Here is a 24,044-nt window from a genome sequence, read left to right as displayed (position 1 = left end):
GCCCTCCCGCAGGCCCCCGGCCCCGGACGGCTCAGGCCAGCGGGCCCGTGACCGGTTCCACGGCCGCGACCAGGCGTCCCTCCCGGACGAACGTGTCGGCGGCGGCCAGATCCGGGGCGAGGAAGCGGTCCGGGCCAGGCCCCTCGGCCCCGGCGGCCCGCAGCGCGTCGACGGCCGCCCGGGAGGCGGGCGCGGGGGTGAGCCCGTCGGCGGCGCGCAGCTCGACGGCGCGGGTCGCCGCGTACAGCTCGACGGCGACGATCCGGGCCAGGTTGTCCACGGCGGTGCGGAGTTTGCGCGCGGCCGACCAGCCCATGGAGACGTGGTCCTCCTGCATCGCGGAGGACGGGATCGAGTCGACGGACGCGGGGGCGGCGAGCCGCTTCATCTCGCTGACCAGGGCGGCCTGGGTGTACTGGGCGATCATCAGGCCGGAGTCGACCCCCGCGTCGTCCGCGAGGAACGGCGGCAGCCCGTGCGAACGGTTCTTGTCGAGCAGCCGGTCGGTGCGGCGTTCGCAGATCGAGCCGAGGTCGGCGGCGACGATCGCGAGGAAGTCCAGGACGTACCCGACGGGCGCGCCGTGGAAGTTGCCGTTGGACTCGACCCGTCCGTCGGGCAGGACCACCGGATTGTCGACAGAGGAGGCCAGTTCGCGGTCGGCGACGACGGCCGCGTAGTCCAGGGTGTCGCGTCCGGCCCCGTTGACCTGGGGGGCGCAGCGCACCGAGTAGGCGTCCTGGACGCGGGGCGCGGCGTCCTGGTGATGCCCCGTCAGCCCCGAACCGGCCAGCACCCGGAGCATGTTGTCGGCGCTGACGCCCTGACCGGGGTGCGGACGGATCGCGTGCAGCTCGGGCGCGAGGACCCTGTCCGTGCCGAGCAGCGCCTCCAGGGTGAGGGCGGCGGTGATGTCGGCCGAGGTGTAGAGGTTCTTCAGGTCGGCGAGCGCCAGGACCAGCATGCCGAGCATGCCGTCGGTGCCGTTGAGAAGGGCGAGGCCCTCCTTCTCGCGGAGTTCGACCGGGGTGATGCCGTGGGCGGCGAGGAGTTCGCCGGCGGGGCGGACCGTGCCGTCGGGCCCTTCCGCGTCGCCCTCTCCCATCAGGGCCAGGGCGCAGTGCGAGAGGGGGGCCAGGTCGCCGGAGCAGCCGAGGGAGCCGTACTCGTGGACGACAGGCGTGATGCCCGCGTTGAGCAGGTCGGCCATGGTCTGCGCGACTTCGGGGCGTACGCCGGTGTGGCCGGAGGCGACCGTCTTGAGCCGCAGGAACATCAGCGCACGGACGACCTCGCGCTCGACCCGGGGGCCCATGCCCGCGGCGTGCGAGCGGACGATGTTGCGCTGGAGCCGGCCGCGCAGCTCCGGGCTGATGTGGCGGCTGGCGAGGGCCCCGAAGCCTGTGGAGACGCCGTAGACCGGTTCGGGTGCGGCGGCGAGCGCGTCCACGATGAGGCGGGCCGCGGCCAGGGCTTCCACGGCGGCGGCGGAGAGCTCGACCCGGGCCCCGTGGCGGGCCACGGCGACGACGTCCTCCGCGGTGGTCTTGGACGTCCCCACCACAACAGTGTGCATATCCATATTCAGCAGCGTACGGATTGAAACCCTGCGTGTCACTAGTCGATGCGCCCCGGACCCCTTACCGCCGCACCGGCCCCTGACAGCGGCGCGGCGGACCCGGGAGCGGGCGGCACACAGGGGTGGGCGCAGGGCTGACGGAGGGGGCGCAGGACTGACGGGGGGTGGCGCGCCGGGCTCACGGGTGGTTGCCGCGCAGCCTGCGCCGGTCGTGGGTGGGCCTGGGCGGGGAGTCGGCGAGCCGGAGGACCTCGCCGTCCCGTCCGGCCACCACCGGTTTCGTCGAGCGGGCGGCCTTGGCCCGGTACTGGGCGGCGTCCGCCAGCCGGAAGAGGCGGCGGGCCGAGCGCACCGGTCCGATCGGATCGCCGGTCGACGCGACCCCGCAGGCGACCCCGTCGCCGAGCTCCAGCACCGCCGCGCGGTCGCACAGCTCGGTGGCCGCGGCCACCACGGCGTCGGCCGGGGGCCCGGCCGCCAGCAGGCAGAACTCGTCGCCGCCGAGCCGGGCGGCCAGCGCCCGCGGCAGCATCGCCCCGCACCGGGACAGCACGGAGCCGAAACGTTCCAGCAGCCGGTCGCCGACCGCATGGCCGTGGGTGTCGTTCACCGCCTTGAGGCCGTTCAGATCGCAGACCACGAGGCTGACGACGGTGCCGTCGGCGCGGTGCCGCTCGACCGCCTCGTCCAGTCGGAGGTCGACCGCACGGCGGTTGGCCAGCCCGGTCAGCGGGTCGGTGAAGGCGAGCTTGCGGACCTCCTCCAGCCGCTCGGTCTGGGCGATCCCGGAGGCCACGACGGCGGCGAGGACCGTCGCGAAGTCCGCGTCCGCCCGGTCGAAGACCGGCTGCCCGGCGGGCCGGGCCACATACAGCTCACCCCAGGCCCGCCCGTGCAGCACGATCGGCGCGACCACGCAGCAGCCCCGGCCGCGCCGGCGCAGCGCCGCCACCCGCTGGTGGCAGTACGGGCGGGCGCCGCGCGCCGGACCGCCGGCTCCGGCCCGGCCGTCGGCGGTCTCCACCCAGGCGTCGGGCTCGCCGCCGCCGGCCCAGCGCTCGTGCAGGAACTCGGTGATCTCCGGGAACTCGTGGACCGGATAGGCCTCCTCCTCGGGGAACTCCTCCTCCCCCTCGGCCCGCTGCCCGGCGTTCACCAGCACTCGCAGCCGGCCCCGGTCCCGCTCCCACACGGAGAGCGCGGCGAAGCTGCCGCTCAGCGCGGAGCAGGCTCCCAGCGCCGCCGCCCGCCACGAGTCGCGCGGCGTGTAGGCCGCGGCCATGGCCTGCGCCAGAGAAACCACGGCCCTCAGCCGTGCATCGTCACCACCCATCCCTCCAGCCTATGTAGATTTGTTCATTTTTGATCAATTTAATGGCTACGTCATGGCGTCAATTGCTCCATATTCGCTCCCATCGCGTCACTCGCCGGGCCAGTCGGGCCGCCGCTTCTCGTTGAACGCGGCTACCCCCTCCGCCCGGTCCCCGGAGAAGGCCACCGCCCGCCAGGCGGCGTCCTCCACCTCCAGGCCCGCCCGCAGATCGAGCCCCTGCCCCAGCCGCAGCGCCCGCTTGGCCGCCCGCAGCCCGACCGGCGAGTTGGCGGCGATCCGGCCGCCCAGCGCGAGGGCCTCCTCGCGGTCCCGGCCGGCCTCGACCAGCTCGTCCACCAGCCCCAGTGCGCGGGCCTCCGCGGCCTCGACCCGGCGGGCGCTGAAGACCAGCTCGGCCGCGCGCGCCGCCCCCACCCGGCGCGGGAGCAGCTGCGTACCGCCGCCGCCGGGGATGACGCCCACGGACACCTCGGGCAGGCCGACCACGGCGGTGGCGTCGGCGACGATCACGTCGCAGGCCAGGGCCAGCTCGAACCCGCCTCCGAGGGCGAAGCCGTGCACGGCCGCGATCACCGGCATCGGCAGCTCCAGGACCCCGGTGTAGGCGGCGCGGGCCGTCGGCCGCTGGCGCAGCAGCTCGGCGTCGGTGAAGGAGTTGCGCTCCTTGAGGTCCGCGCCGACGCAGAAGGCCCGGTCGTGGCTGGAGGTGAGGACGGTGACCCGGACGTCCCGGTCCGCCCCCAGCGCGTCGCAGGCGGCGGTGAGGGAGCGGGCCATGTCGGAGGAGACGGCGTTCATGGCCTTGGGCCGGTCGAGGACCAGCTCGGCGACGTGCTCCTGCCCCTCGTGCCGCCGGACGACGACGAACTCCCCGAACCGCTGCTCGGACATGACGGTCATGTGCACCCCTGTCGATAGACGACACCGGTCAACGAGCGTTAACCGACAGGAATCCTAGACAGGACGGCCGTCGGACCGACAGACGAGCAGCGGGACGGGAGCCGGGGGGCGGGCCGGCGGCGGCGGCGCGGCGGCGGGCCTACCGGCGCTCGCGACCGGGGGCCGGCGGCGGCGCGCGGCCCGGGCGCCGGAGGACGGCTCAGCCGCCGGGCCTGCCGCGCCGGGCCAGCAGCCACGGTTCCACGACGCCGAGCCCGCGCACGGGGCGCTGCCACATCGGCTGGAGCCCGAAGCGGTACGCGGGCGGCGGCGGCTCGTCGTCGGGCTCCCGGCCCTCCTTCTCGGCCCGCCGGGCACGCTCGGCGGCCTCCTGCGCGGCCTGCGCCTCGGACTCCGGGGCCTGGCCGTGGCGGACCAGTTCCTTGGCGAACGCCCCGTCCACCAGGACGGCGTCCTTCGGGGCTATCGAGGTGAGCCGGCTGGCGAGGTTGACCGTCGTGCCGAAGACATCGCCCATGCGGGTGGTGACGGTGCCGAAGGCGATGCCGACGCGCAGCGCGGGCATCGACTCGTCCTGGGCCATCGCCTCGATCAGCCGGAGCGCTATCTCGGCGGCCGTGCCGGAGTCGTCGGCGGCGAAGAGCACCTCGTCGCCGAGGGTCTTGATGAGCCGACCGCCGTGCGCGGCGACCAGGTCGGCGGCGGTGGTCTCGAAGGACTCGACCAGTTCGCCGAGCGCCTCCTCCTCCAGCCGCCGGGTCAGCCGGGTGAAGCCGACCAGGTCCGCGAAGCCCACGGCGAGCCGCCGGTCGACCATCTCCTCGTCGTCCGCTGCCTGCACGACCCGGCCGGTGGCGGCGGCCAGCTGGCGGCGCCACACGTAGACGAGGAACTCCTGGAGCTCCGGGAGCAGCAGCTCGACCAGCGGGTAGGTGACCTCGGTGCGGGTCATGCCGGGCTCGGGCGGTTCGGTCAGGCCCTCCAGGAACGAGTCGATCTGCCACTCGGCCAGGCGGGCGGTGGTCTGCCCGGTGGAGCGGGCGACCTGGATCGCCATCGGCTCGCTGAGCAGGCCCGCCTCGACGAGACCGGCGAGCCGGCGCAGGGCGAGGACGTCGGCCTCGGTGAGCGCCTTGGCCTGGCCGATGTCGGCGAAGCCCATGGCCCGCCAGAACCGGGAGGCCAGGTCCATGGAGACCCCGGCGGTACGGGCCGCCTGGAAGGGGGTGTAGCGGCGGTCCGCGCCGAGGATCAGCGCTTCGAGCCGGATCGCGAGGGGGTCGTCGGTCGGCTCGGCCGTGTGGTCGACCTCGTGGTGCGGTGTGGCATGGGCCGAGGAGTCCGCCGGAGGCTCCTCGCCTCCACCGGACGTCGTGTCGCCGACGGTCACCAGCCGCCTCCTGCCCGTTCCCTGCGCACTGCCCTGCCGATCTGTCGCTGGATCGCCTCAACGATACGGCAGGTGTGCCCTGGCTCACGTCCTTGGCCGCCCGTCGCGGGTGCGTCGCGCGCGACAGCCGGCCCGGGGCGCTCCTCGTCCCCCCGGCGCCGGGTCCGCCGCCGCGGCCGCGGGGCGGGGGCGCTCCCCGTCAGGTCAGACCGCCCCGGGCGCCCCGCAGGTGCACGATGTCTCCGGCCGACACCGGTTGCTGGAGGCCTCCCTCCGTGGAGAGCACCAGCCGTCCGTCCCCGTCGATCGCGACGGCCTCGCCGACCAGGCTCCGGCCGCCCGGCAGCTCGGCCCGCACCTGCCGGTCGAGGGTCGCGCAGCCCGCCGCGTACGCGGCCTGCAGTCCGCTCGCGGCCGCGTCGCCGCCCGCCGCCCGCCACCGCCCGTACCAGTGCTCCAGCGAGCGCAGGACGGCGCGCAGCAGGGTCTCGCGGTCGGTGGAGACCGCCCCGGCGAGCGCCAGCGACCCGGCGGCCGGGGCGGGCAGCTCGTCGGCGCGCAGCGAGACGTTGACGCCCAGGCCGATGACGACGCCGTTCCCGGCCCGCTCCGCGAGGATGCCGCCCGCCTTGCGTTCCTCGCCGTCCACCGAGGTGAGCAGGTCGTTGGGCCACTTCAGCGCCATGTCGACGCCGGCGGACTTCGCGAGCCCGGTCGCGGCGGCGACTCCGGTCAGCAGCGGCAGCCAGCCCCAGCGCTCGACGGGGACCTCGGCGGGCTCCAGGTAGACGGAGAGGAACAGACCGGAGCGTGGCGGCGCGGTCCAGGTCCGCTCCAGCCGCCCGCGCCCGGCGGTCTGCTCCTCGGCCACCAGCACCGTGCCCTCGGTCAGGGCGTCCGCCCGCGCGGCGAGGTCGGAGTTGGTCGATCCGGTGGACTGGACGACCTCCAGCGCGCTCCACAACGCCTCCGGCCGCACCAGCCCCCGGCGCAGCGCGGTCACGTTCAGGGGCGGTCGGCCCAGGTCCGACCAGCGGTTGCTTGGCGTATCCGGTGGTGTCATGCAACCCACCCTAGGTGTGGCAAAGGACGCACTGCCGAACCGTAGGCGCGCCGCTACCCTACGACTCAGTAGCCAGAGCCCGAGAGACGTCCGGCCGTCCCCCCGTGACCGGTGCCAGACGTCGTCCACCGTGACCAGGCAGGGAGCCGCCCCCCGATGTCCGAGCCGCAAAGCGACATCCACACCACCGCGGGCAAGCTCGCGGACCTGACGCGCCGTATCGACGAGGCGACGCACGCGGGTTCGGCCCGCGCGGTCGAGAAGCAGCACGCCAAGGGCAAGCTGACGGCCCGTGAGCGGGTCGAGCTGCTGCTGGACGAGGGCTCCTTCGTGGAGCTCGACGAGTTCGCCCGACACCGCTCCACCAATTTCGGCATCGAGAAGAACCGCCCGTACGGGGACGGCGTCGTCACCGGTTACGGCACGGTCGACGGCCGCCCGGTCTGCGTGTACTCGCAGGACTTCACCATCTTCGGCGGTTCGCTCGGCGAGGTCTACGGCGAGAAGATCGTCAAGGTCATGGACTTCGCGCTGAAGACCGGCTGTCCGGTCATCGGCATCAACGACGGCGGCGGCGCGCGCATCCAGGAGGGCGTCGCCGCGCTCGGCCTGTTCGCCGAGATCTTCCGCCGCAACGTGCACGCCTCCGGGGTGATCCCGCAGATCTCGCTGATCGTCGGCCCGTGCGCGGGCGGCGCGGTGTACTCCCCCGCGATCACCGACTTCACGGTGATGGTCGACCAGACCTCGCACATGTTCATCACCGGGCCCGACGTCATCAAGACGGTCACCGGCGAGGACGTCGGCTTCGAGGAGCTGGGCGGCGCGCGGACGCACAACGCCACCTCCGGGGTGGCGCACCACATGGCGGGCGACGAGAAGGACGCCATCGAGTACGTCAAGTCGCTGCTGTCCTACCTCCCCTCCAACAACCTCTCCGAGGCCCCGGCCTTCCCGGAGGAGGCGGACCTCGCGACGACGGACGAGGACCGTGAACTGGACACGCTCATCCCGGACTCGGCCAACCAGCCGTACGACATGCACACGGCGATCGAGCACGTGCTGGACGACGGCGAGTTCCTGGAGACCCAGGCCCTGTTCGCGCCGAACATCATCACCGGCTTCGGCCGGGTCGAGGGCCACCCGGTCGGCATCGTCGCCAACCAGCCGATGCAGTTCGCCGGCTGCCTGGACATCGACGCCAGCGAGAAGGCGGCCCGCTTCGTCCGCACCTGCGACGCGTTCAACGTCCCGGTGATCACCTTCGTGGACGTTCCGGGCTTCCTGCCCGGGGTGGACCAGGAGTACGGCGGGATCATCCGGCGCGGGGCGAAGCTGATCTACGCGTACGCGGAGGCGACGGTCCCGCTGATCACCGTCATCACCCGCAAGGCGTTCGGCGGCGCGTACGACGTGATGGGCTCCAAGCACCTGGGCGCGGACCTCAACCTGGCCTGGCCGACCGCCCAGATCGCCGTCATGGGCGCGCAGGGCGCGGTGAACATCCTGCACCGGCGCGCCATCGCGGCGGCCGAGGACCCCGACGCCACCCGCGCCGAGCTGATGGCGGACTACGAGAACGCACTGCTCAACCCGTACGTGGCGGCCGAGCGCGGCTACGTCGACGCGGTGGTCATGCCGTCCGACACCCGGGCCCACATCGTCAAGGGCCTGCGTCAGCTGCGGACGAAACGGGAATCACTGCCTCCGAAGAAGCACGGCAACATCCCCCTGTAGCCGTCGGCCCGCTCGCAGAAAGGTCTGCCCATGATCAAGGTCGTACGGGGCAACCCCACCCCCGAGGAGCTCGCCGCCGCCCTGGCGGTGGTCCGGGCGCGGGCCGCGGCGGCTTCCGCCGTGTCCTCCGGCGCGCCGATGCCGCCCGAGCAGTGGTCCGACCCGGGGCGCATCGCGCGCACGGGCCCCCCGCAGCCGGGCCCGCGGGCCTGGGCCCGGACGTACTGGCCGGTCTGAGCGCCGCGAGCCGCCCCCGCTCGCGGGGGCGGCTTGAGTACCCGTACTCAGGCGGATCGGCGGCCGGCGCGGCAGGATCGGAGGCATGCTGTGGTCCGACCCCGAGAACAGGCCTCCGAAGGAACTGCGCGACGCCCAGGCCATGCTGCGTCGCGCGGGCCTCGTGCTGGCCCTGGCGATGCTCGTGGCGATGCTGGTCATCGGCACCCGCTGAGCCCTGCCGGGGCGGCCGTCCTCTGTGCGCCGAGCGCACGACCGCGCCCAGCGCGCTCCCGCCCCTCCGGGCGCGGTCGGTCCCGGAGGGGCGGGCACCGGTGAGCGCGGCCGGACCCGGGCGCCCCCGGCCCCTTCTACGATGGGCCGCATGACTGATCAGCGCCGCCTCGTGCTCGCCTCCGCCTCCCCCGCCCGCCTCGGTCTGCTGCGGCAGGCCGGTTTCGCCCCCGAGGTGATCGTCAGCGGGGTCGACGAGGACGCCCTGTCCGCGCCGAACCCCGCCGAACTGGCGCTCGTCCTGGCGCGCGCCAAGGCCTCGGCGGTCGCGGAGCGCCCCGCGGCGGCCGGGGCCCTGGTCATCGGCTGCGACTCGGTGCTGGAGCTGGACGGCGAGGCGCTCGGCAAGCCGGCCGACGCCGAGGAGGCCACCGCCCGCTGGAAGTCCATGCGCGGCCGGTCCGGGGTCCTGCGGACGGGGCACAGCGTGATCGACACGGCGACGGGCCGCACGGCGTCGGCGACGGCCTCCACGGTCGTACGGTTCGGCGAGCCGAGCGACGCCGAGGTCGCCGCCTACGTCGCCTCGGGCGAGCCGCTGCACGTCGCGGGGGCCTTCACGCTGGACGGCCGCTCCGCGCCGTTCGTCGATTCCATCGAGGGCGACCACGGCAACGTCATCGGTCTGTCGCTGCCGCTGCTGCGCCGACTGCTCGGCGAACTGGACGTGTCCGTCACAAAGTTGTGGGTCTGAGCAGCAGATGCGGGCCCCGGCCCGGCGCCCCCGGCCGGGGCCGCGCGGCGGCTCAGACCACCGCCGGGGCCGCCCCGTCGCCCACGGCGCCGCCGGCGCGGGGCCCGGGGCCGTACGCGAGCAGCGTGAACACCAGCAGGGCCAAGACGCCCATCAGGAACGCGAAGGCCTCCCAGCCCACCAGGCCGACGGCCACCGCGCCGAGCACCCCGTGCGCGACCGCACAGCCGATCAGGGTGATGCGCCCGACGCGTCCCGGCGCGCGGTCACGGACCCCGGTCAGCAGCGCGATCAGCCCGCACAGGAGCAGCAGCAGGCCGGACACGCCGCCCATCGCCCAGGTGCCGGTGGACATGGCCTTGGGGTCCAGACCCGCGAGCGACATGTTCTGGTTCTCCGCGACGGTGGCCAGGACGGCGTTGACGAACACGATGCCCGCCGCCTCCCCGAACAGCACGAGCGCGGCCACGATCGCCACCGGTCTGCGCAACACGGCGCCACCCTCCTGTTACCTGCGGTACGTGCGTAGCGCGGACCCTACTCAGCGGTACCCCTTCGGACAAGAGGACGGACGCCCCCGCACGCCGGGCAAAGAATCTCCCGGCCGTTCGTAGGGTCTCCACAAAGAATCGCCGTGCGGCGTTGACCTTCAGAACAGAGACCTGCACCACACCGGATGATTACTGTGCGGTTGGGTATCCCGGCGTACCGTGGTGCCACAAGGGATTTCACTACTGGGGCAAGCCTCGGATCACACTCCGTGTGGGCAAGCTCACCATTGGGGACGGGTCGTACGGCCGTGTCGGTAGTCCCTAAACTCAGCTTGTTTCGAGGAGGGAGTCATCGTGCGCAAGGTGCTCATCGCCAACCGTGGCGAAATCGCTGTCCGCGTTGCTCGGGCCTGTCGGGACGCGGGGATCGCGAGCGTGGCGGTCTACGCCGAGCCGGACCGGGACGCGCTGCACGTCCGGGCCGCTGACGAGGCGTTCGCCCTGGGCGGTGACACCCCGTCCGCCAGCTACCTGGACATGGCGAAGGTGCTGCGGGCCGCCGCGGACTCCGGTGCGGACGCCGTCCACCCCGGTTACGGGTTCCTGTCGGAGAACGCGGAGTTCGCCCAGGCCGTCCTGGACGCCGGGCTGACCTGGATCGGACCGCCCCCGCAGGCGATCCGCGACCTCGGCGACAAGGTCGCGGCGCGGCACATCGCCCAGCGGGCGGGCGCCCCCCTGGTGGCCGGCACCCCGGACCCGGTCTCCGGTTCCGCCGAGGTCGTCGCCTTCGCGGAGGAGAACGGGCTGCCGATCGCGATCAAGGCGGCGTTCGGCGGCGGCGGGCGCGGGCTGAAGGTGGCCCGCACCCTGGAGGAGATCCCCGAGCTGTACGACTCCGCCGTCCGCGAGGCCGTCGCCGCGTTCGGCCGGGGCGAGTGCTTCGTCGAGCGCTACCTCGACAAGCCGCGCCACGTGGAGACCCAGTGCCTGGCCGACTCCCACGGCAACGTGGTGGTCGTCTCGACCCGCGACTGCTCGCTCCAGCGCCGCCACCAGAAGCTCGTCGAGGAGGCCCCGGCCCCGTTCCTGACCCAGGAACAGAACGACGAGCTGTACGCGGCGTCCAAGGTGATCCTGAAGGAAGCCGGTTACGTCGGCGCCGGCACGGTCGAGTTCCTCGTGGGCCTGGACGGCACGATCTCCTTCCTGGAGGTCAACACCCGCCTCCAGGTGGAGCACCCCGTCACCGAGGAGGTCACGGGCATCGACCTCGTCCGCGAGATGTTCCGGATCGCCGACGGCGAGGAGCTCGGTTACGGCGACCCCGCGGTGCGCGGTCACTCCTTCGAGTTCCGGATCAACGGGGAGGACCCCGGCCGCGGCTTCCTGCCCGCCCCCGGCACCGTCACCACGTTCGCCCCGCCGAGCGGCCCCGGCGTCCGTCTGGACGCGGGCGTCGAGTCCGGCAGCGTGATCGGCCCCGCCTGGGACTCCCTGCTCGCCAAGCTCATCGTGACCGGGGCGACCCGCGAGCAGGCGCTCCAGCGCGCCGCCCGCGCGCTCGGCGAGTTCACGGTCGAGGGCATGGCCACCGCGATCCCGTTCCACCGGGCCGTCGTCGTGGACCCCGCCTTCACCTCGGACCCGTTCGCCGTCCACACGCGGTGGATCGAGACCGAGTTCGTCAACGAGGTCAAGCCCTTCGCCGCGCCCGCCGACGCGGACGCGGAGGACGAGGCCGGGCGCGAGACCGTCGTCGTCGAGGTCGGCGGCAAGCGCCTGGAGGTCTCGCTGCCGTCCTCGCTGGGCATGTCGCTCGCCCGGACCGGACTCGCCGCCGGGGCGAAGCCGAAGCGCCGCGCGGCGAAGAAGGCCGGTTCCGCGGCCTCGGGCGACAGCCTCGCCTCGCCCATGCAGGGCACGATCGTCAAGATCGCGGTCGAGGAGGGCCAAGAGGTCAAGGAGGGCGACCTCGTCGTCGTCCTGGAGGCCATGAAGATGGAGCAGCCGCTCAACGCGCACCGTGCCGGCACCGTCAAGGGCCTCGCCGCCGAGATCGGCGCCTCCGTCTCCTCCGGCGCCCTGATCTGCGAGATCAAGGACTGACGGCACAGCACGTTCCGCAGGGGCCCGGTCCACGTCGTCATGACGGGGCCGGGCCCCTGTGTCGGCAATGGCATCCTGGAACCGACGAGGGGCCGCGGGCCGAGAGAGGGCGGGAGCCATGGCAGGGGCGATGCCGAGGGAGACGAGCACGGCGCAGCCGCCGGCCCGGCAGATGCGCGCGGACGCGCGCCGCAACCGCGACCGGCTGGTGGGCGAGGCCCGCAGGTCCTTCGCCGACCACGGCACCGACGCCTCGCTGGAGGACATCGCGCGGCGGGCGGGCGTGGGCATCGGCACTCTCTACCGGCACTTCCCCAACCGGCACGCCCTGATGAACGCCGTCTTCCAGGACGCCCTGTGCTCCCTCCTGGACCGCTCCCGGGAGCTGGCGGGCTCGGACCGGCCGTGCGCGGCCCTGGTGGAGTGGCTGGGCGCGATCGTCACACACGCGGGTGAGTACCGCGGCCTGGCCCGCGCACTGATGTCGGCTTCACGTGATGAGTCGTCGGCGCTGGCGCAGTGCCATCTCCCGCTGCGGGAGGCGGGCGCGGGTCTGCTGCGCCGGGCCCAGGAGAGCGGGGCCGTGCGGTCGGACGTCTCCATCGAGGATCTGCTCCAGCTCACGAACGCGATCGCGCTGGCGGCGGAGCAGTCGCCGGACGACCCGGAGCTGGCGGGGCGGTTGCTGCGGCTGACGTTGCGCGGGCTGAAGTAGCCGCCCCCCGGCGGGTCTCCTCTGCGGTCCAGCCCTGACCCTGACGTAGAGGCGCCACGGCCCCCGCCGAGAAGCCGTCACGCCTCCCCCGCCGGGGCGCTGTGCCCGGCGGGAGGCATGGCGGCCCCGCGCGAGCTCCCCGCTTGCCCCGCGCCCTCTCTTCTGGGGTCGCAGCGCCCGGTGGTCGTGACCAGCGCACGGAGGGGGCGGGCTGGGCGTCGTGCGCCCCGCAGAGCCGATCCGCCGTCGCGCCCTCGGCGCCCGTGCCCAGGTGCACCGCCTGCCGACTGCGGGGCCGGTGGGCGCAGAGCCCAGGGGACTCGGTCGCGCCGTACTACGCCTCGGCCCCCCCAGGCGCCCACCGGTGCCGTTATGTTGTTCCGAGCGCGATGGGGGGCGTGACCGGCAGGGGCCTGTCCGTGTACGAGCTGTCGGTGAGGTCGCCCCGAGTTCGGCTCGGTCCCGGAGCGGGGGCGAGAGGCCAGATCACCGCCCGCTCGGGGCGGTAGGGGAGGACCAGACATGCGCGACACCACATGGCGGAGCGGCAGAGGCCTTCTTTCTGTGGCGGGGGCGCTCGCCCTGTCCGCGACGGCTCTGCTCGCCGGCGGCGGGGCGGCCGGCGCCGCCACCGGTTCCGGGACGGCGTCCGTGGGAGCCCGGAGCGCGACCCTCGGCTGGACCTGTACCGGCCCGTCCTACAACCGCGCGTTCACCTTCACCGTCAACTCCACGACCGGGGTGCCCGCCGGCAGCACCTGGAAGTTCACGGTCACCCGGACCAGCTCCTACGGGCTCAAGGTCACCTCCGCATCGGCGTATGTACCGAGCGCTTCGGGCAGCACGGCCCAGGTGAACCTGTCGGCGCCCGGCGGCGTCCCGGCGGGGACCACGGTCGCTCTGCGGCCGACCAACTATCTCGTTCCCACCTCCGGCTACAACACGCTCACGCTCTCCGGCTACGGCGGCTCGGTCAGCTACGCCATGAGCACCGGCAATCCCCCCTGCTGACCGGGGGCCCGGCCAAGGGGGCTGAGGCCGTCCCCCGTCACGGAGGCGGGGAGAGCTGTGCGCGTACCCGTGCGGACTCGGGGTCGACGGGCGGCCGGCCCGCCGCGGCCCCCGGCGGCACGGTCGCGTCGCCGCCGTCGGGCCTCACCACTGCCGCTCTGGCCGGTCGCTCCGGAGGCCGGCCCTGTGCGGGGCCGGCCGCGCCCGGCCAGGTGCGCTACCGCCGCCGGAGGTCCGCGACCCGGGCGCGGTCGCCCGGTACGTCCGCCAGGGCGGAGGCGCTGCGCAGCTGCGGCCCGAGACCGCCGCTCTGCGTGCGCCGCTGGCCGGGCAGCGGCATCTCCCGGCGGGGCCTGCCCCCCGGCGGGGCGCTGTCCCCGGCGGACGCTTCCGTGTCCGGACCGGCCACCGTGATCTCGACGCCCTGGTCCGCCAGGGCCTGGAGCTCGGCGGCGGCGCGCTCGTCGTGGGGCGGGGGCTCGTCCGTGACGAGCCGGGTGATCAGCTCGGTGGGCACGGTCTGGAACATGGTGTCCGCGCCCAGCTTCGTGTGGTCCGCCAGGACGACCACCTCGGCGGCGGCCTGGACCAGGGCCCGGTCGACGCTGGCCGAGAGCATGTTGGAGGTGGACAGGCCGCGCTCGGCCGTGAGGCCGCTCCCGGAGAGGAAGGCACGGGAGACCCGCAGTCCGTGGAGGGACTGCTCGGCCCCGCTGCCCACCAGCGCGTAGTTGCTCCCGCGCAGGGTGCCGCCGGTCATCACCACTTCGACCCGGTTGGCATGGGCCAACGCCTGGGCCACGAGCAGGGAGTTGGTGACGACGGTCAGACCGGGGACCCGTGCGAGCCGGCGGGCCAGCTCCTGCGTGGTCGTGCCGGCGCCGACCACGATGGCCTCGCCCTCGCCGACGAGCCCCGCGGCCAGGTCGGCGATGGCCGTCTTCTCCGCGGTGGACAGGTGGGATTTCTGCGGAAAGCCGGATTCCCGCGTAAAACCGCCCGGCAAGACCGCACCGCCGTGCCGGCGGTCGAGGAGCCCTTCTGCCTCCAGCGCCCGCACGTCCCGCCGTACGGTCACTTCGGAGGTCTGGACGACGCGGGCGAGCTCACGGAGCGATACCGCCCCGTTGGCACGCACCATTTCGAGGATCAGTTGACGACGTTCTGCAGCGAACACGGAACTGACAGTAACGCGGCCGTCGATGGGTTTTCAGCAGTTTGCACCGGATAACGAAAGTTGTACGTCCCCGAGGCCTCCAGGTGGTATAAGAGGCCCCTGTGCCGTCCCACGGCGAGCCCCGGCGGCTCTCCGCACTCCGCGAGGGGCGAGGAGGGCCGCCGGGGTGCCAGGTCTTCGCGGGGCTCAGTCCTCGCCCGTCAGCTTGCGCGTGTGCAGCTGCCGGGCCACTTCGGCGATCGATCCGGACAGCGACGGGTAGACCGTGAAGGTGTTCGCGATCTGCTCCACCGTCAGGTTGTTGTCCACCGCTATCGAGATGGGGTGGATCAGCTCGCTGGCGCGCGGCGCGACGACGCAGCCGCCGACCACGATCCCCGTGCCGGGGCGGCAGAAGATCTTGACGAAGCCGTCGCGGATGCCCTGCATCTTGGCGCGCGGGTTGCGCAGCAGCGGCAGCTTGACCACCCGGGCGTCGATCCTGTGCTCGTCGACGTCGGCCTGGCTGTAGCCGACGGTGGCGATCTCCGGATCGGTGAAGACGTTGGAGGAGACCGTCTTGAGGTCCAGCGGGGCGACCGCGTCGCCGAGGAAGTGGTACATCGCGATCCGGCCCTGCATCGCGGCGACCGAGGCCAGGGCGAAGACCCCGGTGACGTCGCCGGCCGCGTAGACGCCGGGGGCACTGGTGCGCGAGACCCGGTCGGTGAGGATGTGCCCGGACTCCTTGAGCCGGACGCCGGACTCCTCCAGGCCCATCCCCTCGGTGTTCGGGATCGCGCCGACCGCCATCAGGCAGTGCGAACCGGTGATGACCCGGCCGTCGGAGAGGGTGACCTCGACCCGGTCGCCCACGCGCTTGGCGGACTGCGCGCGGGAGCGGGCCATGACGTTCATCCCGCGGCGGCGGAAGACGTCCTCCAGCACGGCCGCGGCGTCCGGGTCCTCGCCGGGCAGCACCCGGTCCCGGGAGGAGACCAGGGTGACGCGCGAACCGAGCGCCTGGTAGGCCCCGGCGAACTCGGCGCCGGTCACACCGGACCCGACCACGATCAGCTCCTCCGGAAGCTCGTCGAGGTCGTAGACCTGGGTCCAGTTCAGGATGCGCTCGCCGTCGGGCTGGGCGTCCGGGATCTCGCGGGGGTGGCCGCCGGTCGCGATCAGCACGGCGTCGGCGGTCAGCCGCTCCTCCGTGCCGTCCGCGGCGGTGACGACGACCTGGCGGGAGCCGTCGGCCGCCTGGAGCCCGTCGAGCCGGCCGCGGCCGCGCATCACGCGGGCGCCGGCCCGGGTGACGGAGGCGGTGATGTCGTGCGACTGGGCGAGCGCGAGGCGCTTGACACGGCGGTTGACCTTGCCCAGATCGACGCCGACCACCCGCGCCGCCTGTTCGATGTGCGGGGTGTCGTCCGCGACGATGATGCCCAGCTCCTCGTAGGAGGAGTCGAAGGTCGTCATCACCTCTGCTGTCGCGATCAGAGTCTTGGAGGGCACGCAGTCGGTGAGCACGGAGGCCCCGCCGAGGCCGTCGCTGTCGACGACTGTCACCTCCGCGCCGAGCTGGGAGCCCACCAGGGCCGCCTCGTAGCCGCCGGGGCCGCCGCCGATGATCACGATCCGGGTCACGAAAAGTCCGCCTCGCGTGGTGTCATCCCGCGGCCGTCTGCCGCCCCGGCCGGGGGTCCGGGGGAGCGCCCCGGGGGAATGCAGTACGTACCCCATTGTCCCGCACCCGCCAAAGAGCTTCGCCCCGGGGCCCTCCATACGGGAACGGGGACCTTCGGCGCTCGGGGACGGAACGCCGGCGCCCCGGGCGCGCGGGCGCCCCCGCGCTCCCCCGACCGGGGCCTTCGTCACAGGAACCCGCGATCGGACGCCCTCCTCCCGTACCCTCGACCCATGTCGCTCTACGCCGCGTACGCCGGCAACCTCGACGCGCGGCTCATGACCCGCCGCGCCCCGCATTCCCCGATGCGCAGCACCGGCTGGCTCAACGGCTGGCGGTTGACGTTCGGCGGCGAGCAGATGGGCTGGGAGGGCGCGCTGCCCACCGTGGTGGAGGCCCCGCGCTCCCAGGTCTTCGTCGCGCTGTACGACCTGGCGCCGATGGACGAGGACTCCATGGACCGCTGGGAGGGCGTCGGCCTCGACGTCTACCGGCGGATGCGGGTGCGCGTGCACACCCTGGACGGCGAGGAGCCGGCCTGGATGTACGTGCTGAACGGGTACGAGGGCGGCCTGCCCTCGGCGCGCTCCCTGGGCGAGATCGCCGACGCCGCGGAATCCGCCGGCGCGCCCCACGACTATGTGATGGAGCTGCGCAAGCGCCCCTGCTGAGGGAGGCCGCCGAGCGCTTTTCGTACGAAGACACGAACAGCTCTCCGCGCTCTGTGCGCAGCGTCATCTACGCGCGTAGGGGTTCAGCGGTTACGCTCATCCGCGTGAACGCATCTGTTATTCCGGACAACATCCAGGGCGACCCGCGGGCAGCCGCCGCCGGGGCCGCCGCACGCCTGCGCGAGCTGACCGGGGCGAAGAGCCATGACGTCGCCCTGGTCATGGGCTCGGGCTGGGCGCCCGCCGCCGAGGCGCTCGGGGCCCCGGAGGCCGAATTCCCGGTCACCGCGCTCCCCGGCTTCCCCGCCCCCGCCGTCGAGGGCCACGGCGGCACGGTCCGCTCGTACCGGATCGGCGAGAAGCGCGCGCTGGTCTTCCTCGGGCGCACCCACTACTACGAGGGCCGGGGCGTCGCCGCCGTCGCCCACGGAGTCCGTACGGCGGTGGCGGCGGGGTGCCGGACCGTCATCCTGACCAACGGCTGCGGCGGTCTGCGCGAGGGCATGCGGCCGGGGCAGCCGGTGCTGATCAGCGACCACCTCAACCTCACGGCCGCGTCCCCGATCATGGGCGCCAACTTCGTCGACCTGACCGACCTGTACTCCCCCCGGCTGCGCGCGCTGTGCCAGGAGATCGACCCCACGCTCGAAGAGGGCGTGTACGTCCAGTTCCCCGGCCCGCACTACGAGACCCCGGCCGAGATCAACATGGTCCGGGTGCTGGGCGGCGACCTGGTCGGCATGTCCACGGTCCTGGAGGCCATCGCGGCCCGCGAGGCGGGCGCAGAGGTGCTCGGCCTCTCCCTCGTCACCAACCTGGCGGCCGGCCTGTCCGGCGAGCCCCTCAACCACGAGGAGGTCCTCCAGGCCGGCCGCGACTCCGCAACCCGGATGGGCGCCCTGCTGGCCCGGGTGCTCGACCGCGTCTGATTCCCGGCGCCCGGGTGCCCGACCGCACCCTCCCCGGCGCCCGGCGGGCGGGCGCGCACCCCGCCCCGGCCGCCCTTGACCACGCCTGAACCCTCCCCCTCCGCACCCCCGAAAGGCGGACCCCGTGCAGCACGACCTCATCGCGCAGGCCAGGACCTGGCTGGCCGAGGACCCCGACCCCGAGACGCGTGAGGAGCTGGGCGCGCTGATCGAGGCCGGCGACACCGCCGAGCTCGCCGCCCGTTTCGCGGGCACGCTCCAGTTCGGCACCGCCGGGCTGCGCGGGGAGCTCGGGGCCGGCCCGATGCGGATGAACCGGTCCGTGGTGATCCGGGCGGCGGCGGGCCTCGCCGCGTACCTGAGGGCCCGGGGGCAGGAGGGCGGGCTCGTCGTCATCGGCTACGACGCCCGCTACAAGTCCGCGGAGTTCGCCCACGACACCGCCTCTGTGATGACCGGGGCCGGGCTGCGCGCCGCCGTGCTGCCCCGCCCGCTGCCCACCCCCGTCCTGGCGTACGCCGTGCGGCATCTGGGCGCCGTGGCCGGGGTCGAGGTCACCGCCAGCCACAACCCGCCGCGCGACAACGGCTACAAGGTCTACCTCGGCGACGGCTCGCAGATCGTGCCCCCGGCCGACGCCGAGATCGCCGCAGCCATCGCGGCGGTCGGCCCACTGGCGGACGTAGCCCGCCCGGAGGACGGCTGGCAGACCCTGGGCGAGGAGGTGCTGGACGCCTACCTGGCGCGTACGGACGCGGTCCTGGCGGACGGGAGCCCCCGGACCGCGCGCACCGTCTACACCGCGCTGCACGGCGTCGGCGCCCCGGTGCTCACCGCCGCGTTCGCACGGGCCGGGTTCCCCGCGCCGGTACTGGTGGCCGAACAGGCCGAGCCGGACCCCGCGTTCCCGACCGTGGCCTTCCCGAACCCCGAGGAGCCCGGCGCGATGGACCTCGCCTTCGCCACCGCGCGCCGGGCCGCGCCGGACCTGGTCATCGCCAACGACCCGGACGCGGACCGCTGCGCCGTCGCCGTGCCGGACGCCTCCACCGAGGCGGGCTGGCGGATGCTGCGCGGCGACGAGGTGGGCGCGCTGCTCGCCGCGCACCTGGTGGAGCGCGGTGTGAGCGGCGTGTTCGCCGAGTCGATCGTGTCGTCCTCGCTGCTCGGCCGGATCGCCCGGAAGGCCGGCCTCGGCCACGAGGAGACGCTGACCGGTTTCAAGTGGATCGCCCGGGTGGACGGTCTGCGGTACGGCTACGAGGAGGCGCTCGGCTACTGCGTCGACCCCGAGGGCGTCCGCGACAAGGACGGCATCACCGCCGCCCTGCTCGTCGCCGAGCTGGCCTCCGTGCTCAAGGAGCGGGGCCGCACCCTCCTGGACCTGCTGGACGATCTGGCCCTGGCCCACGGCCTGTACGCCACCGACCAGCTCTCGGTGCGGGTGGAGGACCTCACGGTCATCGCGAACGCCATGACCCGGCTCCGTGAGCAGCCGCCGACCGCGCTGGCCGGTCTCGCCGTCACCTCGGCGGAGGACCTCTCCCTGGGCACGGACGCCCTGCCGCCCACCGACGGCCTGCGCTACCGCCTGGACGGCGCCCGGGTGATCGTCCGCCCGAGTGGCACAGAGCCGAAGCTGAAGTGCTACCTGGAGGTCGTCGTCCCGGTCGCCGACGCCTCGAAGCTGCCCGCGGCCCGGGCCCGGGGGGCCGAACTGCTCGCCGGGATCAAGCGGGACCTGGCGGCGGCCGCCGGGATCTGAGCCTCAAGCCGCCCGCGCCGTAGGGCCGGCGACCCCGTGGGGGCCGTCGGCCCTACGGCGTTCCCGGCCCCCGGCGCGCGGCCCGGCGCTCCCCCCGGCGAGAGCGCCTCAGCCCAGGGCCCAGACCACCGCGAGCAGGACCGCGCCGGCGGCGGCCGGGGCGATCACCTCGTACGCCCAGCGCACGGAGACGGCGGCCTTCCCCTCGGCCGTCGAGCCCCCCGCCGCTTCGGCCAGGTCCCGCAGGTCCCGGACGGTCTGGTCGGCGGAGGCGGTGCGTGCGGCGGCGTCGCGGACGTCGGCGCTGACCGAGGTGCGGCCGTAGGGGTCGTCGTGCGCCGCGCGGGCCGCGCTGCGCGCCGCGCGCTTGCGGGCCCGCAGCGAGACGGGGATGGCCCACAGCTGGTACTTCACGCCGTCCTGGGCGATCAGCTCGGAGGAGTACGCGGCCCGGACGTCGGCGACCTCGGTCCAGGGCAGCTGGATCGTCCGGAACGGGTTGCGGACGCGGATGCGCTCGTCGTCGACGAACACGGCGGGACGCAGGGTGAACGCCACGACCAGCGGCACGAGGAGCAGCAGCGCGGCCGGCGCCAGCCACGGCGTCCGGCCCTCGCCCCGGATCATGGCGTCGCCGGCCATCCAGCCGATCAGCAGGAGCAGCAGCACCCCGCAGACCGCCCCGGCGACGGAACGGTGGGTCCGCCCGGCGGGCGACGGCGTTTTCGCGGGGGGTGTGGGGCTCGTCATGGGGGCGATTCTGCCTGACGGGCGCGGGTCGCGGCCCGGCGGCCGTCCCGTCGTGGCGGCGCGTCGGGCCGGGTACGGGAGGCGGCGGGGCGGGCCGACGGCGAGGCGCACGGACGAGCCGGCCCCCTGTACAGGTCGCTACGCGCGTAGATATGCTCCTCTGGTGACCATGCCCACCACTGCTCCCACCCCCAGGCTCTCGGCCGCGTCCGGGCACGGCGGTACGCCCTTCTCCGACGCCACCGCGTCCGACAGCGCGCTGCGCCGCTTCCTGTCCGGGCTGCCCGGCGTCGACGCCGTCGGCCTCGAAGCGCGCGCCGCCTCCCTCGGAACCCGTTCGATCAAGACGACGGCCAAGGCGTACGCCATCGATCTCGCCATCTCGATGATCGACCTGACGACGCTGGAAGGCGCGGACACCCCGGGCAAGGTCCGGGCCCTCGCCGCCAAGGCCGTCCGCCCCGACCCGCTCCGCTACGCCGCGCCCCGGCTCGCTTCCGACCCCGTGGATGCCGAGCCCGACCGCACGACCCCGCACACCGCGGCGGTCTGCGTCTACCCCGACATGGTGGCCACCGCCGCCGCCGCGCTCGCCGGCTCCGGCGTGAAGGTGGCGTCCGTGGCGACCGCCTTCCCGGCCGGGCGCGCCGCGCTCGACGTCAAGCTCGCGGACGTCCGCGACGCCGTGGCGGCCGGGGCGGACGAGATCGACATGGTGATCGACCGGGGCGCCTTCCTCTCCGGCCGCTTCCTGAAGGTGTACGAGGAGATCGTCGCCGTGAAGGCGGAGTGCGGCGCCGCCCGCCTGAAGGTGATCTTCGAGACCGGCGAGCTGTCGACGTACGACAACATCCGCCGGGCCTCCTGGCTCGGGATGCTGGCGGGGGCCGACTTCATCAAGACCTCGACCGGCAAGGTGGCTGTCAACGCCACGCCCGCCAACACCCTGTTGATGCTGGAGGCCGTCCGGGACTTCCGGGCGCAGACCGGCATCCAGATCGGCGTGAAGCCGGCCGGCGGCATCCGCACCACCAAGGACGCGGTGAAGTTCCTGGTCCTGGTGAACGAGACCGCGGGCGAGGACTGGCTGGACCCGCACTGGTTCCGGTTCGGCGCCTCCAGCCTCCTCAACGACCTGCTGATGCAGCGCCAGAAGCTCAGCACCGGCCGTTACTCCGGCCCCGATTACGTGACGGTGGACTGATCCCCATGGCATCTGCATTCGAGTACGCACCGGCGCCGGAGTCCCGCTCCGTCGTCGACATCGCCCCCTCCTACGGGCTGTTCATCGACGGCGAGTTCGGCGAGGCGGCCGACGGCAAGGTCTTCAAGACCGTCTCCCCGAGCAGCGAGGAAGTCCTCTCCGAGGTCGCGCGGGCGAGCGCGGCGGACGTGGACCGGGCCGTGAAGGCGGCCCGTGGGGCGTTCGAGAAGTGGGCCGCGCTCCCCGGCTCCGAGCGCGCCAAGTACCTCTTCCGGATCGCACGGTTGATCCAGGAGCGCAGTCGCGAGCTGGCCGTCCTGGAGACCCTCGACAACGGCAAGCCGATCAAGGAGACCCGCGACGTCGACCTGCCTCTGGTCGCGGCCCACTTCTTCTACTACGCGGGCTGGGCCGACAAGCTGGACCACGCGGGCTACGGTCCCGACCCGCGCCCGCTGGGCGTGGCGGGCCAGGTCATCCCGTGGAACTTCCCGCTGCTGATGCTCGCGTGGAAGATCGCCCCGGCGCTCGCCGCGGGCAACACGGTGGTTCTCAAGCCGGCCGAGACGACCCCGCTGAGCGCCCTGTTCTTCGCGGACATCTGCCGTCAGGCCGGTCTGCCGAAGGGCGTCGTCAACATCCTGACCGGATACGGCGACGCGGGCGAGGCGCTCGTCTCCCACCCCGACGTGGACAAGGTTGCCTTCACCGGTTCGACCGCCGTCGGCAAGGCCATCGCCCGCCAGGTCGCGGGGACGGACAAGAAGGTCACCCTGGAGCTCGGCGGCAAGGGCGCGAACATCGTCTTCGACGACGCGCCGATCGACCAGGCCGTCGAGGGCATCGTCACCGGGATCTTCTTCAACCAGGGCCAGGTCTGCTGCGCGGGCTCCCGGCTGCTGGTCCAGGAGTCGGTCCACGACGAGGTGCTGGACGCCCTCAAGCGGCGGCTGTCCACGCTGCGGCTGGGCGACCCGCTGGACAAGAACACCGACATCGGCGCGATCAACTCCGCCGAGCAGCTCGCCCGGATCACGGCCCTGGTGGAGACCGGCGAGAGCGAGGGGGCCCAGCGCTGGTCGGCCCCGTGCGACCTGCCGTCGTCGGGCTTCTGGTTCCCCCCGACCCTCTTCACCGACGTCACCCAGGCGCACACCGTGGCCCGTGACGAGATCTTCGGCCCGGTGCTCTCCGTCCTCACGTTCCGCACCCCGGACGAGGCGGTCGCCAAGGCCAACAACAGTCAGTACGGCCTCTCGGCCGGCATCTGGACGGAGAAGGGTTCGCGCATCCTCGCGGTGGCGGGCAAGCTCCGGGCGGGCGTCGTCTGGGCCAACACGTTCAACAAGCTCGACCCGACGTCGCCCTTCGGCGGCTACAAGGAGTCGGGCTACGGTCGCGAGGGCGGCCGCCACGGCCTGGAGGCGTACCTCGATGTCTGATCAGAACCGCAGAAGCGTCTTCAAGACCTACAAGCTGTACGTCGGGGGCAGGTTCCCCCGCTCCGAGAGCGGCCGGGTGTACGAGGTGACCGACTCCAAGGGCGCGTGGCTGGCCAACGCCCCGCAGTCCTCCCGCAAGGACGCCCGCGACGCGGTCGTGGCCGCCCGCAAGGCCTTCGGCGGCTGGTCGGGGGCGACCGCGTACAACCGCGGCCAGGTCCTCTACCGCGTCGCGGAGATGCTGGAGGGCCGCAGGGAGCAGTTCGCCCGCGAGGTGGCCGCGGCCGAGGGGCTGTCGAAGTCCAGGGCGGCGGACGCGGTGGACGCGGCGATCGACCGCTGGGTCTGGTACGCGGGCTGGACCGACAAGATCGGGCAGATCGCGGGCGGGGCGAACCCGGTCGCGGGCCCCTACTTCAACCTCTCCACCCCGGAGCCGACCGGCGTCGTCGCGGTCCTCGCGCCGCAGGCGTCCTCGCTCCTCGGCCTGGTCTCGGTGATCGCCCCGGTGGTCGCGACGGGCAACACGGCCGTGGTGATCGCCTCCGCCGACGCCCCGCTGCCCGCGCTCTCGCTCGGCGAGGTGCTGGCCACCTCCGACGTGCCGGGCGGCGTGGTCAACATCCTGTCGGGGCGGACGGCGGAGCTCGCGGCCCCGCTCGCGGCCCACAGGGACGTCAACGCGATCGATCTCACCGGCGCCGACGCCGAGCTGGCGAAGGAGCTGGAGACCGCGGCGGCGGACAACCTGAAGCGGGTCCTGCGTCCACGGCCGGCCGACTCCACGGACTGGGCGGCCTCGCCCGGCACCCACCGCCTCACGGCCTTCCTGGAGACCAAGACGGTCTGGCACCCGACCGGCGCGCTGGGGGCCTCCGGCTCCTCGTACTGACACGCGGCCGGCGCCC

22 protein-coding genes are annotated in these 24,044 nt (G+C 73.7%); 13 read left to right on the top strand and 9 right to left on the bottom strand.

The annotated features are described in order from the left end of the window. Positions 1–31 precede the first annotated feature (31 nt). The 5 genes from hutH to V9U70_RS20365 all read right to left on the bottom strand — a co-directional run bounded on the left by hutH (position 32) and on the right by V9U70_RS20365 (position 6,265). The gene (gene hutH, locus V9U70_RS20385) at positions 32–1,582 is read right to left on the bottom strand and encodes a histidine ammonia-lyase (protein ID WP_336677226.1); all 1,551 of its coding nucleotides are present in this window, start codon (positions 1,580–1,582) and stop codon (positions 32–34) included. A 175-nt stretch (positions 1,583–1,757) separates the two neighbouring features. Continuing rightward, positions 1,758–2,912 carry a GGDEF domain-containing protein gene (locus V9U70_RS20380; protein ID WP_336677224.1) on the bottom strand — a complete coding sequence of 385 codons (1,155 nt, stop codon included), beginning with the start codon at positions 2,910–2,912 and terminating at the stop codon, positions 1,758–1,760. 87 nt (positions 2,913–2,999) lie between these two features. Further along, positions 3,000–3,812, bottom strand: a complete 813-nt coding sequence (locus V9U70_RS20375) for an enoyl-CoA hydratase/isomerase family protein (protein WP_336677221.1) — start codon at positions 3,810–3,812, stop codon at positions 3,000–3,002. Positions 3,813–4,011: 199 nt separating this feature from the next. Then, positions 4,012–5,202 (bottom strand): adenylate/guanylate cyclase domain-containing protein, encoded by a 1,191-nt coding sequence (locus tag V9U70_RS20370; protein WP_336677219.1) that lies wholly within the window; start codon positions 5,200–5,202, stop codon positions 4,012–4,014. Between the two features lie 199 nt (positions 5,203–5,401). After that, a complete protein-coding gene (locus V9U70_RS20365) occupies positions 5,402–6,265 on the bottom strand; it encodes a biotin--[acetyl-CoA-carboxylase] ligase (protein WP_336677217.1) in 864 nt (287 codons plus the stop codon). A 156-nt stretch (positions 6,266–6,421) separates the two neighbouring features. Between V9U70_RS20365 and V9U70_RS20360 the strand changes: the two genes are divergently transcribed. The 4 genes from V9U70_RS20360 to V9U70_RS20345 all read left to right on the top strand — a co-directional run bounded on the left by V9U70_RS20360 (position 6,422) and on the right by V9U70_RS20345 (position 9,206). Beyond that, positions 6,422–8,002, top strand: a complete 1,581-nt coding sequence (locus V9U70_RS20360; protein ID WP_336677216.1) for an acyl-CoA carboxylase subunit beta — start codon at positions 6,422–6,424, stop codon at positions 8,000–8,002. 30 nt (positions 8,003–8,032) lie between these two features. Beyond that, complete coding sequence (locus V9U70_RS20355; RefSeq protein ID WP_336677213.1) at positions 8,033–8,239, top strand: acyl-CoA carboxylase epsilon subunit; 207 nt, start codon at positions 8,033–8,035, stop codon at positions 8,237–8,239. An 85-nt stretch (positions 8,240–8,324) separates the two neighbouring features. Then, positions 8,325–8,453 carry a morphogenic membrane protein MmpB gene (gene mmpB / locus V9U70_RS20350; protein WP_336677211.1) on the top strand — a complete coding sequence of 43 codons (129 nt, stop codon included), beginning with the start codon at positions 8,325–8,327 and terminating at the stop codon, positions 8,451–8,453. Between the two features lie 141 nt (positions 8,454–8,594). Beyond that, on the top strand, positions 8,595–9,206 hold the full coding sequence (locus V9U70_RS20345; RefSeq protein WP_336677209.1) for a Maf family protein: 612 nt from the start codon (positions 8,595–8,597) through the stop codon (positions 9,204–9,206). A 52-nt stretch (positions 9,207–9,258) separates the two neighbouring features. Here the strand turns inward: V9U70_RS20345 and V9U70_RS20340 are convergent, their stop codons facing one another. Then, positions 9,259–9,696, bottom strand: coding sequence for a hypothetical protein (locus tag V9U70_RS20340; protein WP_336677529.1), 438 nt, complete (start codon positions 9,694–9,696; stop codon positions 9,259–9,261). A 355-nt stretch (positions 9,697–10,051) separates the two neighbouring features. Between V9U70_RS20340 and V9U70_RS20335 the strand changes: the two genes are divergently transcribed. From V9U70_RS20335 to V9U70_RS20325, 3 genes are all read left to right on the top strand, one after another. Beyond that, positions 10,052–11,806 carry an acetyl/propionyl/methylcrotonyl-CoA carboxylase subunit alpha gene (locus V9U70_RS20335; protein WP_336677208.1) on the top strand — a complete coding sequence of 585 codons (1,755 nt, stop codon included), beginning with the start codon at positions 10,052–10,054 and terminating at the stop codon, positions 11,804–11,806. 172 nt (positions 11,807–11,978) lie between these two features. Further along, positions 11,979–12,521 carry a TetR/AcrR family transcriptional regulator gene (locus tag V9U70_RS20330; protein WP_473828704.1) on the top strand — a complete coding sequence of 181 codons (543 nt, stop codon included), beginning with the start codon at positions 11,979–11,981 and terminating at the stop codon, positions 12,519–12,521. Positions 12,522–13,043: 522 nt separating this feature from the next. After that, a complete protein-coding gene (locus V9U70_RS20325) occupies positions 13,044–13,532 on the top strand; it encodes a hypothetical protein (RefSeq protein WP_336677205.1) in 489 nt (162 codons plus the stop codon). 217 nt (positions 13,533–13,749) lie between these two features. Here the strand turns inward: V9U70_RS20325 and V9U70_RS20320 are convergent, their stop codons facing one another. Both V9U70_RS20320 and V9U70_RS20315 read right to left on the bottom strand, forming a co-directional pair. Continuing rightward, the gene (locus tag V9U70_RS20320; RefSeq protein ID WP_336677203.1) at positions 13,750–14,709 is read right to left on the bottom strand and encodes a DeoR/GlpR family DNA-binding transcription regulator; all 960 of its coding nucleotides are present in this window, start codon (positions 14,707–14,709) and stop codon (positions 13,750–13,752) included. Positions 14,710–14,895: 186 nt separating this feature from the next. Then, a complete protein-coding gene (locus tag V9U70_RS20315; RefSeq protein ID WP_336677201.1) occupies positions 14,896–16,335 on the bottom strand; it encodes an NAD(P)H-quinone dehydrogenase in 1,440 nt (479 codons plus the stop codon). Between the two features lie 273 nt (positions 16,336–16,608). Here V9U70_RS20315 and V9U70_RS20310 point away from each other — a divergent pair, with 273 nt between their 5' ends. The 3 genes from V9U70_RS20310 to V9U70_RS20300 all read left to right on the top strand — a co-directional run bounded on the left by V9U70_RS20310 (position 16,609) and on the right by V9U70_RS20300 (position 19,740). Then, a complete protein-coding gene (locus tag V9U70_RS20310) occupies positions 16,609–17,046 on the top strand; it encodes a gamma-glutamylcyclotransferase family protein (protein ID WP_336677199.1) in 438 nt (145 codons plus the stop codon). Between the two features lie 104 nt (positions 17,047–17,150). Beyond that, the gene (locus tag V9U70_RS20305; RefSeq protein ID WP_336677198.1) at positions 17,151–17,975 is read left to right on the top strand and encodes a purine-nucleoside phosphorylase; all 825 of its coding nucleotides are present in this window, start codon (positions 17,151–17,153) and stop codon (positions 17,973–17,975) included. 124 nt (positions 17,976–18,099) lie between these two features. Continuing rightward, positions 18,100–19,740 carry a phospho-sugar mutase gene (locus tag V9U70_RS20300; protein ID WP_336677196.1) on the top strand — a complete coding sequence of 547 codons (1,641 nt, stop codon included), beginning with the start codon at positions 18,100–18,102 and terminating at the stop codon, positions 19,738–19,740. A gap of 108 nt (positions 19,741–19,848) precedes the next feature. Here the strand turns inward: V9U70_RS20300 and V9U70_RS20295 are convergent, their stop codons facing one another. Beyond that, entirely contained in the window at positions 19,849–20,490 is a 642-nt protein-coding gene (locus tag V9U70_RS20295) for a PH domain-containing protein (RefSeq protein ID WP_336677195.1), read from the bottom strand. A gap of 169 nt (positions 20,491–20,659) precedes the next feature. Between V9U70_RS20295 and deoC the strand changes: the two genes are divergently transcribed. Genes deoC through V9U70_RS20280 form a run of 3 tightly spaced genes read left to right on the top strand, consistent with a single transcriptional unit; the run spans position 20,660 to position 24,028 of the window. Then, entirely contained in the window at positions 20,660–21,694 is a 1,035-nt protein-coding gene (gene deoC, locus V9U70_RS20290; protein ID WP_336677527.1) for a deoxyribose-phosphate aldolase, read from the top strand. 5 nt (positions 21,695–21,699) lie between these two features. Further along, complete coding sequence (locus V9U70_RS20285) at positions 21,700–23,136, top strand: aldehyde dehydrogenase family protein (protein ID WP_336677193.1); 1,437 nt, start codon at positions 21,700–21,702, stop codon at positions 23,134–23,136. Then, positions 23,129–24,028, top strand: coding sequence for an aldehyde dehydrogenase family protein (locus V9U70_RS20280; protein WP_336677191.1), 900 nt, complete (start codon positions 23,129–23,131; stop codon positions 24,026–24,028). The genes V9U70_RS20285 and V9U70_RS20280 overlap by 8 nt, the downstream gene beginning before the upstream one ends. The last annotated feature ends 16 nt before the right edge of the window (positions 24,029–24,044 follow it).

This window comes from Streptomyces pratensis (assembly GCF_037137275.1).
Taxonomy (GTDB): Bacteria; Actinomycetota; Actinomycetes; order Streptomycetales; family Streptomycetaceae; genus Streptomyces; species Streptomyces pratensis_B.
The sequence above is the reverse complement of the archived record's forward strand: the minus strand, read 5'-3'. Positions and strand labels throughout refer to the sequence as shown.